Raw genomic sequence first — 12,849 nt, 5'->3', positions numbered from 1 at the left:
ACAATGGGAATTTTCAGCAAAGTAAAGGAGCAGGTGCCCTGCACCGTCGAGGTCAGTCACCGCTTTGAAGCGCTTCATGCTCACGTCAAATTCAACAATGGCGCCGTGGTCCATCCGGGTGACGAGGTGCTGGTGCATGGCGCACCGGTGCTGGCCGCCTATGGCGAGTTGATCATTGAGGACCGCATCGCCACCATCACCCGCGCCACTTGGCTGGAACGCCAATGGGTCAAGCTGACGGGTGATCTCGACTTCATGGAACTGTGCGAGTTCTCGTTTTCTGAGGAGTTGACAGTATGAAAGACGCAACCCAGGAAAAGACACACGACACCACGCATGGCGAGTTGCATGCCGAACTGGCCAGCAAGTTCGACACCACTGCGATGGCGACCGATACCACCCTTCTGAACCCGCGATTCTACACCACCGATTTCGACGAGATGGATCGCATCGACGTGACCCCGGTGCGCGCCGAATGGGACGTGCTGATCGCACAGATGAAATCAGACCCGAACAAGGGCCATTTCAAGAAAAACGCCGACTGGGATCACGTTGACTGGGCCGGGATGGAACCCCATCTGCGCGCCGAGTTCATTGATTTTCTGGTGTCATCCTGCACCGCCGAGTTTTCGGGCTGTGTGCTGTACAAGGAAATGAAACGGCGCGGCAACAACCCAGACATTTGCGAGCTGTTCAACTACATGGCCCGCGACGAAGCACGGCACGCCGGCTTCATCAACGACGCCCTGCGTGAGGCGGGCGTGGCGGTGAACCTTGGCTTTCTGACCAAGGCCAAGAAATACACCTACTTCCGGCCAAAGTTTATCTACTATGCCACCTATCTGTCGGAGAAAATCGGTTACGCTCGTTACATCACAATCTACCGTCATCTGGAGGCGCACCCCGAACAGCGGTTCCACCCGATTTTCAAATGGTTCAAGGAATGGTGCAACGACGAGTTCAGCCATGGCGAGGCGTTCGCACTGCTGATGCGCACCGACCCCAAGCTGACCACCAGCTTTACCAATAAGCTGTGGATCCGGTTTTTCCTGACCGCCGTTTATTCGACGATGTGGGTGCGCGACCATGCCCGCAAGGATTTCCACGAAGCCCTTGGCGTCGATATCGACTGGTATGACCAAGAGGTCTATCGCAAAACCTCTGCCATTGCGCGGCAGGTGTTCCCGGTAGAGCTGGACATCGACCACCCGCGCTGGATTCCGGGCCTGCGCCGCATGAACGCGGCCATGCTGGATATGGAGCGCGGCGCTAAACAGGGCGGGCTCAAGGGCCGTGCCACAAAGGCCTGGGGCACCCTGCGGGCACTGACCGCATTCGTCTCACTTTACACGATCCCCGTCATTCACACCACACCGCCCGCGAATGTGCGGCTGGAGCCAGCGTATTGACCGTGATCAACCATATCGCCGCGACAGCGGTGATTGCGGCAGCAGGATGGGCGCGTCCTGCCGCCGCGCGTGGCCCCTCTGGACACAGGGGGGCCACGAATGTCTAACCTTTTGACCATGACTAACCCATGGATCGCCGCGCTGTCAGCAATTTTCCTGTGGTGGTTTTCCACCGGCATCATCCTTTGGCGTGTGCGCCGGGCCGATAATGAAGGCCATGACGCGCATCTGTGGTCAGTGTTGCTGGGCCTGCCGCTGCTGCTGGCCGGGATCGTTGGGCTGATGGAAACCCTGAACGACACATCTGCCGTGGGCGCCTATCTTGCGTTCTTGTCGGCACTTGCGGTCTGGGGATGGGTTGAACTTGCTTTCCTGTCGGGGGTGATCACCGGGCCAAACACCTCCGTTTGCCCGGCGGGTGCAACCCTGCCCGACCGCTTTTTGCGCGCCATCGGCACGATCCTGTGGCATGAAGTGCTGCTGATAGCCCTGTTGGCCGCGCTGGTGATCCTGTCGCAAGACGCTGCGAATATCTTTGGGCTGTGGACCTTTGCCATCCTGTTCTTTGCCCGGATCTCGGCCAAGCTGAACCTGTTTTTCGGCGTCCCGCGCATCCATACCGAATTTCTGCCCCGTCCCTTGGCACATCTGGCCAGCCACTTTCGCCGGGCGCCGATGAACTGGGTGTTTCCGCTGTCTGTCACGGCGCTCAGCTATGCGTCTTACTGTTGGCTGGAGCGTGCCTACAGCGCCACCACCGATGGCGCACTGATCGGCTTTACTCTGCTGTCCGCCCTGACCTTGCTCGCCCTGCTGGAGCACTGGTTCATGGTGATCCCGCTTCCCGACCAAAAGCTCTGGCGCTGGATGCTGCCCGAGCGCAAACCGCAATCGCATGGTCAGCCCCAGCCAGCCCTGCACACGACGTTGAAAGAGACCCCCCATGGACTTTGACGCCCTTTTCACCAGCCATCTGGACACCCTGAAAGCCGAAGGTAACTACCGCGTCTTTGCTGATCTGGAACGCAGTTGCGGCAACTTTCCCCGCGCAGCGAACCACAAAGACGGGCAGTTGCGTGATGTGACGGTCTGGTGTTCCAATGACTATCTGGGCATGGGTCAGAATCCAAAAGTGGTCAACGCCATGGTCGATGCCGTGCGCGCCTGTGGCACCGGGGCGGGCGGCACCCGCAACATCGGCGGCACCAATCACCACCACATTCTGCTGGAACAGGAACTGGCTGATCTGCATGGCAAGGATGCGGCGCTGCTGTTCACCTCGGGCTATGTATCGAACTGGGCCGCCCTTGGCACGCTTGGCGCGCGGATTCCCGGCGCGGTGATCCTGTCGGACGAAAAGAACCACGCCAGCATGATCGAAGGCATCCGCCATTCCCGCGCCGACAAGGTTCTGTGGCGCCACAACGACTGGCGCGATCTGGACCGCAAGCTGCACGCGGTTGGTGACCGTCCCAAGATCGTCGCGTTTGAGAGCGTGTATTCGATGGATGGCGATATTTCCCCCATCCGCGAGATCATCGAGGTCTGCGAAGCGCATGGCGCGATGTCCTATATTGACGAGGTTCACGCCGTTGGCATGTATGGACCACGCGGCGGGGGGGTATCCGAGCGTGAGGATCTGGCCGACCGCATCGACCTGATCGAAGGCACATTGGGCAAGGCTTATGGCTGCGTCGGCGGCTATATCACCGGATCAGCCCCTTTGGTCGATTTCATCCGCAGCTTTTCCAGCGGGTTCATCTTTACCACCGCGCTGCCTCCGGCCGTCGCCGCCGCCGCAACCGCGTCGATCAAGCACCTGAAAGCCTCGTCTGCCGAGCGGCAGGCACAGGCTGACCGTGTGGCCCTGTTGCGGGCGCGTCTGACCGCCGCCGGGATTCCGCATCTGGAAAATGACAGCCATATCATCCCGGTCATGATCGGTGATCCGGTCAAATGCCGGATGATCAGCGACATTCTGATGAACGACTGGGGCATCTATGTGCAGCCCATCAACTACCCCACGGTGCCCAAGGGCACCGAGCGGCTGCGCATCACCCCCGGCCCGCTTCACACGGTCAGCGATATTGACCATCTGGTCCGGGCGCTTACCTCACTTTGGCGGCAATGCGCACTGGCCCATGCTGTTGCCTAACCCAACCACCGCCCCTGTAATAATTTCTCAATCGACACAGGGGCGTGACTTGCCTTTTCCAACGGCAGGTCCATGTTGAAATCCGTAATACACTCGGGAGGATTCCTATGAGACTCGCTTTGACTGCCCTGACTTTTGCCTCGCTCGCCTTTGCGGCCCCCGCCATGGCCCAGGATGCGACAGGCGATGCTGCTGCCGGGGAACGTGTGTTTAACAAGTGCCAGACCTGCCATGTCATCGCAGATGCCGATGGCACGGTGCTGGGCGGACGCAATGCCAAAACCGGGCCGAACCTGTATGGCCTGCCCGGCCGTGCGGCTGGCACCTATGAAGGGTTCAACGGCTATGGCGACTCGCTTGTCGCACTGGGCGCAAGCGGATTTGTCTGGGATGAGGCGTCTTTCGTGGAATATGTGGCAGATCCGGCCAAATTCCTGAAGGCAAAGCTGGATAATTCTGCCCGCTCAAAGATGAGCTTCAAGCTTGGCAATGCCAAAGAACAGGCCGACGTCTGGGCCTACATTGCCTCATTGTCGCCCGCGGTTGAGGTGGACGCCGAAGCCGAAGGTGACGAAGCCCCGGCTGCCACATACTGATCTGACACATCGTCAGCCAAAAGCCCCGGAGCAATCCGGGGCTTTTTCATTTGATCGTCACAGTGGGTGTCAGACCGAAACGGTCGCCCGCAGCACCTCTTTTGACAGCGTAGCCTTATCCCCCTCCAGCGCCACCTCGCCGCGTTTGAGGACGTAGAAGCGGTCGGCAAGACCATAGGCAAAGTCGAAATACTGCTCGACCAGAATTATCGCCATATCGCCCTTGCCCTTCAGGTATTCGATCACCCGCCCGATCTGCTGGATGATGTTGGGCTGAATACCTTCGGTTGGCTCATCCAAAAGCAGCACGCGCGGCTTCATGATCATTGCCCGCGCAATCGCCAACTGTTGCTGCTGCCCCCCCGACAGATCGCCGCCGCGACGGTGGAGGAACTCTTTGAGGATCGGGAACAGCTCAAAAATCTCATCCGGGATGCGGTGTTCGCCCTTTGGCAGCAAGGCATAGGCGGTTTCCATATTCTCGCGCACACTCAGCAGCGGAAAGATCATCCGCCCCTGCGGCACCACCGCCAACCCCCGCTTGGCCATGGCTTGCGGCGGCACCACCGGAACGGCATCGCCACCCAGCCACAGCTTGCCACCCGATCGCGGATGCGTGCCTGCAAGCGCCTTGAGCAGCGAGGTCTTGCCGACCCCGTTGGTGCCCATCACGCAGGTCACCTCTCCCGCCCGCGCCTCCATCGAGATGCCGTGCAAGATCTGGCTGCCACCATAATGCAGCGTCAGGTTTTCGCATTTTATCATCGTTCGGACCGCCCCAGATAAACGTCGATCACGTGCGGGTTGCGGGTGACATGGTCCAGACTTCCCTCGGCCAGCACAGAGCCTTCGTGCAAGACCGTGACCTTGCAGTTCAGACGGCGCACGAATTCCATGTCATGCTCTACCACCACCACCGCGCGGGTTTTTGCCAGATCGACCAGCAACCGCGTGGTGTGTTCACGCTCGGCCAGCGTCATGCCCGCAGCGGGTTCATCGACCAGCAGCAACTGCGGTTCCTGTGCCAGCAGCATCCCGATTTCCAGCCATTGCTTTTGCCCGTGGCTCAGTTCCCCGGATTTGCGGGCCAGCGAGTCGCCAAGGCCTACCTCGGTCGCCAGTTCCGCCACGCGGGCGTGATCGGCGGGCTTGGGGGACCAGAACAGCACCGCAAGCGGCCCACGCGCGGCTTTCAGTGCCATCATCAGGTTGTCTGCAACCGTCTGATCCTCAAACACCGTCGGGCGCTGAAACTTGCGGCCCACCCCGGCGCGGGCGATCTGCGCCTCAGACATCGACAGCAGCGATTGCAACTTTGTGCCCCACAGCACCCGCCCCTCATCGGGCCGGGTTTTCCCGGTCACAATATCCATGAACGTGGTCTTGCCCGCCCCGTTCGGCCCGATGATCGCGCGCAATTCTGCCGGGCCGATGGAAAATGACAGGTTGTTGATGGCGCGAAAGCCGTCAAAGGTGACCGACACGCCAGAGACTTCCAGAAGCTGGCTCATTCCTTGGCCTCCTTTTCCATCAGCGATCCGTCATCGGGGCCCAGTGCTGCACCTTTACGGTCGGGGCTGCGCAGCCCTTGGAGCAGATCGAACAACCCACCAATGCCCTTGGGCGCGAACAGCGTGACGCCGACAAAGGACAGGCCCAGCAGGATCAGCCACCAGTCCACCCAGTTGATCGTGTAAAAGCCAAGGTTGATCGACGGCGCCCGTCCGCCGGTGAACCATGAGGACAACAGCGAGACGGCAGCAGCACCAATCACCGCGCCGTAAAGCCGCCCACGCCCGCCAATGGCCACCCAGACCGCAAGGTAAATGCTGGCAATGGGCGCAAGCTCTGCCGGGTTGATGATGCCTGCCTGCGGGTAATAGAGTGCGCCCGCAATGGCGGCGATAATCGCGGTCAGGGTGAAGACAAACAGTTTATACCCCTCAACCGAGTAGCCAAGAAACCGCACCCGAGCCTCGTCATCGCGGATCGCGCGGATAACGCTGCCAAACTTGCCAGACACCACCCAGGCTACCAGCAGATAGCCAAGGCCAAGGGCAAAGGCCGAGGCCCAGAGGAACCAGACCGAAATGCGGTCTTGCGACACATCCGCCAGACCGGGGATGTTTTGCAGACCCGACAACCCGTTGTTCCCGCGCAGGCCGGAATCGTTCTGAAAGAGATAAAGCGCCAGCGCCAGCGTCATGGCTTGGGTCAGGATCGACAGATACACCCCCGTTACCCGGCTGCGAAATGCCAGCCAGCCAAAGATCAGTGCCAGAATGCCCGGCACCAGCACGACCAGCATCAGTTGCAGCGGCAGCGAATGGGCAAAAAGCCAGACCGAGGGCAGTTCTGACGCGCCAACGACGCCAAAGATCTGGCCCGCGATGCCGTTCTGGATTTCCTGCGCGGTGGCAGGCAGCGCCTCATTCGACAGGGCAGTGATGACGATGCCTTCGGTCCGGGCATACATCAACCACATGCCGATCATATAGCCGCCAAGCGCGAAAAACGCCATGTGACCAAGGCTAAGGATGCCTGCATAGCCCCAGATCAGATCCATGGCGAGGGCGGCGAGGCAGAGGCACAGCGTCTTGCCCAGCGTCTTGATGAACGAGGTGGACAGGAACGCCACGCCATACGCTTCGGACAGGACGGTGACGCCGAGTGTGAACAGCGACAAGATCAGCAGGAACCATAGGACGGACGGGTTTCGTGCGAGATAGGTGCGGGTCATTGCAGGCTCCTGCCGTGGAACCGAGGGGCCAGCCCCCATTGGCACCGGTGACTGAGCCGGTGGCGAAGCGGGACTGGCCCACGGAAGTATTTTTGCCAAGATGAATGGGGCAGCATGCTCAATCTCCTGCTGCGCGGCCCTTGAGGGCGATGATGCCGCGGGGGCGGAACTGGATGAACAGGATGATAAAGAGGATCATGTAGGTTTGGGCAGCGAGGGTGTTGGACGGGTTGAACCATTCGATGCCCTTTTGCAGCGTGCCGATCATCAGCGCGCCCGCAAGCGTGCCCCAGATGTTGCCCACGCCACCGACCACCACGGTCATAAAGCTTTGCACGATGTAATCGTTGCCCAGTTCCGAGGTGACCTTGGCGAACAGGCCAATGGCAATGCCCGCAATACCTGCGATGCCAGAGCCAAGTCCAAATGTCAGCATATTGATACGGTCAGGGTTGATGCCCATCGACGCCGCCATCGAGGGGTTTTGCGTGACCGCCCGAACCTCGAGCCCCAAACGGGTGCGCTTCATCAGCCAGAGGAAGAACATCAGGAACACCAGCGCCAGCACGAAGATCGCGACGCGGATATAGCTGATTGACACGATGTCATTGAAGGTCAGTGCACCATCCAGCCATGCGGGTGAGGTCAGCGGGCGGGCTTGGGTGCCGAAGATGTTCTTGGCCAACTGTTGCAGCGCGATCGAGATGCCAAAGGTGGCCAGTAGCGTTTCCAGCGGGCGCTTGTACAGATGGCGGATCACCAGCCGCTCCATCGCGACCCCGGCGGCAAAGGTAACAAGAAAGGCCAAGGGCAGCGCCACGATCAGCGACAGCGTGTAATTGGGGATGAACAACTGGACCACATAGCCGGTGTAGGCGCCCATCATGATGAATTCACCATGCGCCATGTTGATCACCCGCATCACGCCAAACGTAATGGCAAGGCCAATAGCGGCCAGGAAGTAGATCGAGGCCAGCGACAGCGCATCCAGCGCAAGGTCGGCCATCTGCATGGCACCCAGTTTCACCTCTATGCCGGTCAGCACGGCTTGGGCGGCGGTGGTTACGGCGGTGTCCGGTTCGGAATAGGTGAGGACAAAGCGGTGACCGGCAACGATCTGGGTCACTTCTTCATCCGTGGCCGCAACGGGGACTGTGCCCGCCACTTCCAGCGCGGTATAGGCGCGGTTGCGGGCGGCCTGAGTGTTCAGATCTGCCAGCGGGATACCTGCAACCGCACCATCGGTAATGTTGGCGGCAAGGGCGGATTTCAGCTCTGCCGGGGTCAGGCGGGCCGGGGCGAGGTTGGCGGCGACCAGCAGATCATACGCCTCCACCTCGGTCAGATCGCTGCCCGGTTTCAGATCGCGGGCGATGTTGCCGTCAATTGCGGTGCCCAACGGAGCAGCCCGGCGGGTTGTGGCCAGCAGCGGGTTCAGCGCCCCGCGCAGATCTAGCCCAAGGTCGCCGGAAAAGCTTTCCACAGCGGCGATGCGGGTGGCGCTGTCGGGGTCAAAGCGCAAGGTGAGCAGGCGGTTCAGCCGGTCTTTGCGGGCGCGCAAAACAGGGTCAGTCTCGGCGTCAATCGAGGCGCGCAAAGGGTCCAGCAATTCAGGTGCAGGATCGCGGGCAATGGTGGTCAGCGCATCGGCGCGGCGCGCCGGGTCGGGGTCGGACAGATTAAACTGCACCAGCGCGGTGGCGATCACCCCGCGCACACCCGCGTTGGGGCGAAGTTCGGTGATATCGGCGCGCGCGGCGGTGCCGGCATCGCTCCCATCAAGCGCGCGCAAGACATAGCCATCGGCGGTCTCGGAAATCAGGACAAAGGCCCCATCAGACTTGCGCACCCCCAAGCCCCGGTTGGCCCAGGCAGACAGGATCACCAGCGCCTGCGGATCACCACTGCCAGCAAGCCCCGCAATGACAGGGCCAATGGTCTGGCGCGACGGCTTTTCGATCTGGGCACGGTTGTCTTCGACAATCTGGACAGCGGAAAGCGGCGGGCTGGTCTGCGCGAGGGCCGCAAGGGGCATCAGCGACAGCAGCGCAAGGACAATGGCGGCGAGTGCGGCGCGCATGGGTGGGCCTTGTCTTTTGGGAAAGGGGTTGGGCGAAAGGGGGGGTCCCCTTTCGCCCGTGGCGATCAATAGTTGGATTTGATCTGCACGCAGGTCTTGGTTTCGGTGTTGTACATCCCACAGCCCAATTCGGCCCAGTCTGCCTCAAGCACAGCCGATTCCGGCAAGAAGTCGGTCCAGGCATCGCCAGGAACCGGATCGGTGGCCGAGATGATGTCGAACTGACCATCGGCCCGGATCTCGCCGATCAGAACCGGCTTGGTCAGGTGATGGTTCGGCAGCATCTTTGCGATACCCCCGGTCAGATTCGGGGTTTCCAGACCATACATCGCGCTGCGCACGGCATCGACATCGGTGGTGCCAGCCGCCTCTACCGCCTGAACCCACATATTGAAGCCAATCACATGGGCTTCCATCGGGTCGTTGAACACGCGGTTTTCACCGGCAAAGGCTTTCCACTTGGCGATGAATTCATCGTTCAGCTCGGATTCTGCCGTCTGGAAATAGTTCCAGGCCGCAAGGTGGCCAACGAGGTTCGACGTATCAAGGCCCGACAGTTCTTCTTCGCCAACCGAGAAGGCGACAACCGGAATGTCATCAGCAGAAATGCCCGCTGCGGCCAGTTCCTTGTAGAAGCCGATGTTGGCATCGCCGTTGATGGTCGAGATCACGCCGACCTTTTTGCCGTCAGCCCCAAGAGCGACCACATCTGCTACAATCTTGGACCAGTCAGAATGGCCGAATGGGGTGTAGTTCACAAAGATATCGCTTTCCGCGATGCCCTTGGATTTCAGATAGCTGTCGAGGATGTTGTTCGTAGTGCGCGGGTATACATAATCGGTACCAAGCAGCGCAAATTTCTCGACGCCCAATTCTTCAAGGAAATAATCGGTGGCAGGGATCGCCTGCTGGTTTGGCGCAGCCCCGGTGTAGAACACGTTTTTCGACGATTCCTCGCCCTCATACTGCACCGGATAGAACAGCAACCCGTTCAGTTCTTCGATCACCGGCAGCACGGATTTGCGCGATACGGATGTCCAGCAGCCAAACATCACATCGACATTGGATACGGTCATCAGCTCGCGTGCTTTTTCCGCGAACAGCGGCCAGTCGGAAGCCGGGTCAACCACCACCGCCTCCAGTTGTTTGCCCAGTACGCCACCCTTGGCGTTCTGTTCTTCGATCAACATCAGCATCACGTCTTTCAACGTGGTTTCCGAAATCGCCATCGATCCCGACAGCGAATGCAAAACCCCGATCTTGATCGTGTCATCCTGTGCAAAAGCCTGCCCCGCCGTCATGGCGATAGCACTGGCCAGCAGCGCTCCCTTAAAATTCGACATGGTTTTCCCTCATTGGGCCGCATGCAGAGGACGGCTTTCCCTTCACTCGTGGAAAGCCTATCCTTGCGCGGCAACAGTGTTGCACCCCGTGCGGTGGTGGCGGATGTCCAATTCGCAGCCGCCACCGCACAACCCTTGTTCTTGTGCGGCCCGAACCGGTCCGCTGTGTCACAAAAGCGTCATTGCTGCGGCGCGGCAAGCTGCGGAACTGTTTGGCTGACACCACCCGATGACCCTCGAGAAGATTGCCTCAATAATAGGCTTACCAAGTGTGCTTCGACACATTATCAGGCAAGGTTGTGCCCCCGCAGGCGACTCAGGCGGCGAATGTGATCATAAAACGGTCAGTTAAATCAAAAGCCCCGGATGTACCGGGGCTTTGCAAAATGACCAGCCAATAAAGCTGCCGTTAGGTCACTGACTCGACTTGCGGGACCGGGCGCAACCGCAGCCCGCCCTCGCGCTCCAGAAAGGCCACGACCTCGGCCACACCTTTGCCGTCCCGCAATTGCGCCATGATATAGGGCCTGCGCCCACGCGCCCGCGCTGTATCGGACTCCAGCAAAACCGGGTCCACGCCGACATAGGGCGCAAGATCGGTCTTGTTCACGATCAAAAGGTCAGACCGCGTCACCCCCGGCCCGCGCTTGCGCGGAATGTCCTGCCCGGCGGCGGTGTCGATGACGTAGATGGTGATATCGGCCAACTCGGGGCTATAGGTCGCGGCCAAATTGTCCCCACCGGATTCGATCAGGATCAGGTCAAGATCGGGGTGCAGGGCGCGCAGATCGGCAATGGCGGCCAGATTGATGCTGGCATCTTCACGGATAGCGGTATGCGGGCAACCACCGGTTTCCACCCCCCGGATCCGGTCGGCGGGCAGCACTTGGGCGCGCAACAGATACTCGGCATCTTCGCGCGTGTAGATATCATTGGTGATCACCGCCATCGAACAGCGCGGTGCCAAAGCACGGGCAAGATGTTCGGTCAGTGTGGTTTTGCCTGCCCCCACCGGGCCGCCGATCCCCACACGCAACGGGCCATTCATGCTCATGTCCTGAAAATCCTTACATCCATTGTTTCATGCGCCATTGCTGACAAATCCGCCCCAATTGCGGATGATCCCAGATCATCCAAGGTCAAAGTGACGGCCTCGGTCGCCATAGTGTCAATGACAGGATGCAAAGAAGCCAGCACGCCCTGCCCTGCCTCTTGCCCCAAGGGCATGAAGCGCATCGCGACCGAAGTCAGATTGCTGGCAAATGCGTGCAGATAAAGCGCGACAACCTGCGCCACGGGCAATCCCAGCGCCGCCGCGGCCTCGCCCACCGCTATGGGCAGGCAGCGGGCAGGCAGCGCACGGCCTGTCATCTCGCCAACCGTGCGGGCAAAGGCGGAGCCCTGATCCAGTGTTTCGGTCAGCCGTTCTGCACTGGGTTGCAGCGCGCGGGCCAGACAGTCCAGTGCGGCGTGATCATCGTTGCGCAGCGCCTGCACCAGCAAAATCGCATCCTGACGCCCGGCGCCGAATTCCAGCACATCTGTCAGCCACTGCCGCAGCGCCGCCGCATCGGGCACAAGACCATCGGAAATCGCAGTTTCCAGCCCATGCGAATAGGCAAAGCCACCAGTCGGAAACGCAGGCGACAGCCATTGAATAAGTGACAGCAGACCCTGCATCAGCCGTGCCCATGCCCGTGATCATGGCCGTGATCATGGCCCATCGGGCGGCCAAAGCCATAAGCCCCCGATTCCGGGCCAAAGGGTTCCTGCCCGGCTTCGACCTGCGCGCCCAACTGGCGCAGCATCGCCTCCAGCACATGGTCAGCGCGGATCACAAGCCGCCCGGATTCGATCTGACACGGCGTATGGCGGTTGCCGATGTGCCAAGCATACCGCGCAAGGTCAGGCCCGGTCACCAACAGCACCGGTTCTTCGGCAGCCTTGATCCGGATGGCGCGGCCATCCTCCAGTTCGAACCCCCAGACCGCATCGAGATTGGTCACCTCTGGCAGATCGACCATGAAGGATGCGCCCTGCTGCGTGACCAGCCGCTTGCGGCGCAAGATGCGCTGATCATAGGTCAGCACCACCACATCATGGCAGACCTCGGGCGCATCGGTCAGCAGACGGCGCACAGGGGGCAAAGCGCCGGCATTGGCAAGCACATTCAGCATGTCAGGGCCTTTGGGGTCAGGGTCAGGGTCGGGACAACGGACACGCGGAACAAAAAGTGAAACCACGCCGCCAGCGGAAATAAGTTGTTAACCGTTTTGCCGCAGCCTGACTTCAGTTGAACCACAGACCGGAGGGTAGAATGCTCAAGCAAAGGTTGACCGACGAATTGTCCGAACTGCGCAGCCAGATCATGCACCTGCAAAGCCGCGAATTGCAGTTGCAAGACCAGCTTCTGGTGACCGAGGCCGAGATACAGGCAAACCCCAACCACCGCCCCGGCTGGCCTATCCGGCGGATCAGCGATCAGGGCGCGGTCCATTGACCCGGCAGCCGCGTCACGGGCTGCCT

At 60.4% G+C, this 12,849-nt stretch carries 14 protein-coding genes; 6 read left to right on the top strand and 8 right to left on the bottom strand.

Annotation, left to right across the window (positions count from 1 at the left end; translation table 11 throughout):
• Positions 1-3: 3 nt before the first annotated feature.
• The 5 genes from Q8K08_RS11285 to Q8K08_RS11265 all read left to right on the top strand — a co-directional run bounded on the left by Q8K08_RS11285 (position 4) and on the right by Q8K08_RS11265 (position 4,160).
• Positions 4-300 carry a hypothetical protein gene (locus Q8K08_RS11285; protein ID WP_305250115.1) on the top strand — a complete coding sequence of 99 codons (297 nt, stop codon included), beginning with the start codon at positions 4-6 and terminating at the stop codon, positions 298-300.
• Positions 297-1,409, top strand: a complete 1,113-nt coding sequence (gene acsF, locus Q8K08_RS11280) for a magnesium-protoporphyrin IX monomethyl ester (oxidative) cyclase (RefSeq protein ID WP_305250114.1) — start codon at positions 297-299, stop codon at positions 1,407-1,409. The genes Q8K08_RS11285 and acsF overlap by 4 nt, the downstream gene beginning before the upstream one ends.
• Before the next feature lie 99 nt (positions 1,410-1,508).
• A complete protein-coding gene (gene puhE, locus Q8K08_RS11275; RefSeq protein WP_370870544.1) occupies positions 1,509-2,363 on the top strand; it encodes a putative photosynthetic complex assembly protein PuhE in 855 nt (284 codons plus the stop codon).
• The gene (gene hemA, locus Q8K08_RS11270; RefSeq protein WP_304803064.1) at positions 2,353-3,564 is read left to right on the top strand and encodes a 5-aminolevulinate synthase; all 1,212 of its coding nucleotides are present in this window, start codon (positions 2,353-2,355) and stop codon (positions 3,562-3,564) included. The genes puhE and hemA overlap by 11 nt, the downstream gene beginning before the upstream one ends.
• 107 nt (positions 3,565-3,671) lie before the next feature.
• Positions 3,672-4,160, top strand: a complete 489-nt coding sequence (locus Q8K08_RS11265) for a cytochrome c family protein (RefSeq protein ID WP_304803062.1) — start codon at positions 3,672-3,674, stop codon at positions 4,158-4,160.
• Positions 4,161-4,229: 69 nt separating this feature from the next.
• Here Q8K08_RS11265 and urtE read toward each other — a convergent pair whose 3' ends face one another.
• The 8 genes from urtE to Q8K08_RS11225 form a co-directional block, all read right to left on the bottom strand.
• Positions 4,230-4,925, bottom strand: a complete 696-nt coding sequence (gene urtE, locus Q8K08_RS11260; RefSeq protein ID WP_304803060.1) for an urea ABC transporter ATP-binding subunit UrtE — start codon at positions 4,923-4,925, stop codon at positions 4,230-4,232.
• A complete protein-coding gene (urtD, locus tag Q8K08_RS11255) occupies positions 4,922-5,671 on the bottom strand; it encodes an urea ABC transporter ATP-binding protein UrtD (RefSeq protein ID WP_304803058.1) in 750 nt (249 codons plus the stop codon). The genes urtE and urtD overlap by 4 nt, the downstream gene beginning before the upstream one ends.
• Positions 5,668-6,900 carry an urea ABC transporter permease subunit UrtC gene (urtC, locus tag Q8K08_RS11250; protein WP_305250112.1) on the bottom strand — a complete coding sequence of 411 codons (1,233 nt, stop codon included), beginning with the start codon at positions 6,898-6,900 and terminating at the stop codon, positions 5,668-5,670. The genes urtD and urtC overlap by 4 nt, the downstream gene beginning before the upstream one ends.
• 118 nt (positions 6,901-7,018) lie before the next feature.
• Positions 7,019-8,980 (bottom strand): urea ABC transporter permease subunit UrtB, encoded by a 1,962-nt coding sequence (gene urtB / locus Q8K08_RS11245; protein WP_304803054.1) that lies wholly within the window; start codon positions 8,978-8,980, stop codon positions 7,019-7,021.
• Positions 8,981-9,045: 65 nt separating this feature from the next.
• On the bottom strand, positions 9,046-10,323 hold the full coding sequence (gene urtA, locus Q8K08_RS11240) for an urea ABC transporter substrate-binding protein (RefSeq protein WP_304803052.1): 1,278 nt from the start codon (positions 10,321-10,323) through the stop codon (positions 9,046-9,048).
• A 409-nt stretch (positions 10,324-10,732) separates the two neighbouring features.
• Positions 10,733-11,377, bottom strand: a complete 645-nt coding sequence (gene ureG / locus Q8K08_RS11235) for an urease accessory protein UreG (RefSeq protein ID WP_304803049.1) — start codon at positions 11,375-11,377, stop codon at positions 10,733-10,735.
• Entirely contained in the window at positions 11,374-12,006 is a 633-nt protein-coding gene (locus Q8K08_RS11230) for an urease accessory protein UreF (RefSeq protein WP_305250124.1), read from the bottom strand. Before Q8K08_RS11230 ends, ureG begins: the two co-directional genes overlap by 4 nt.
• Entirely contained in the window at positions 12,003-12,500 is a 498-nt protein-coding gene (locus Q8K08_RS11225; RefSeq protein WP_304803047.1) for an urease accessory protein UreE, read from the bottom strand. The genes Q8K08_RS11230 and Q8K08_RS11225 overlap by 4 nt, the downstream gene beginning before the upstream one ends.
• A gap of 140 nt (positions 12,501-12,640) precedes the next feature.
• Here Q8K08_RS11225 and Q8K08_RS11220 point away from each other — a divergent pair, with 140 nt between their 5' ends.
• On the top strand, positions 12,641-12,823 hold the full coding sequence (locus Q8K08_RS11220; protein WP_304803045.1) for a hypothetical protein: 183 nt from the start codon (positions 12,641-12,643) through the stop codon (positions 12,821-12,823).
• Positions 12,824-12,849 lie beyond the last annotated feature (26 nt).

Source organism: Pseudotabrizicola sp. (genome assembly GCF_030684215.1).
In the GTDB taxonomy this organism is placed as follows: domain Bacteria; phylum Pseudomonadota; class Alphaproteobacteria; order Rhodobacterales; family Rhodobacteraceae; genus Pseudotabrizicola.
The sequence above is the reverse complement of the archived record's forward strand: the minus strand, read 5'-3'. Positions and strand labels throughout refer to the sequence as shown.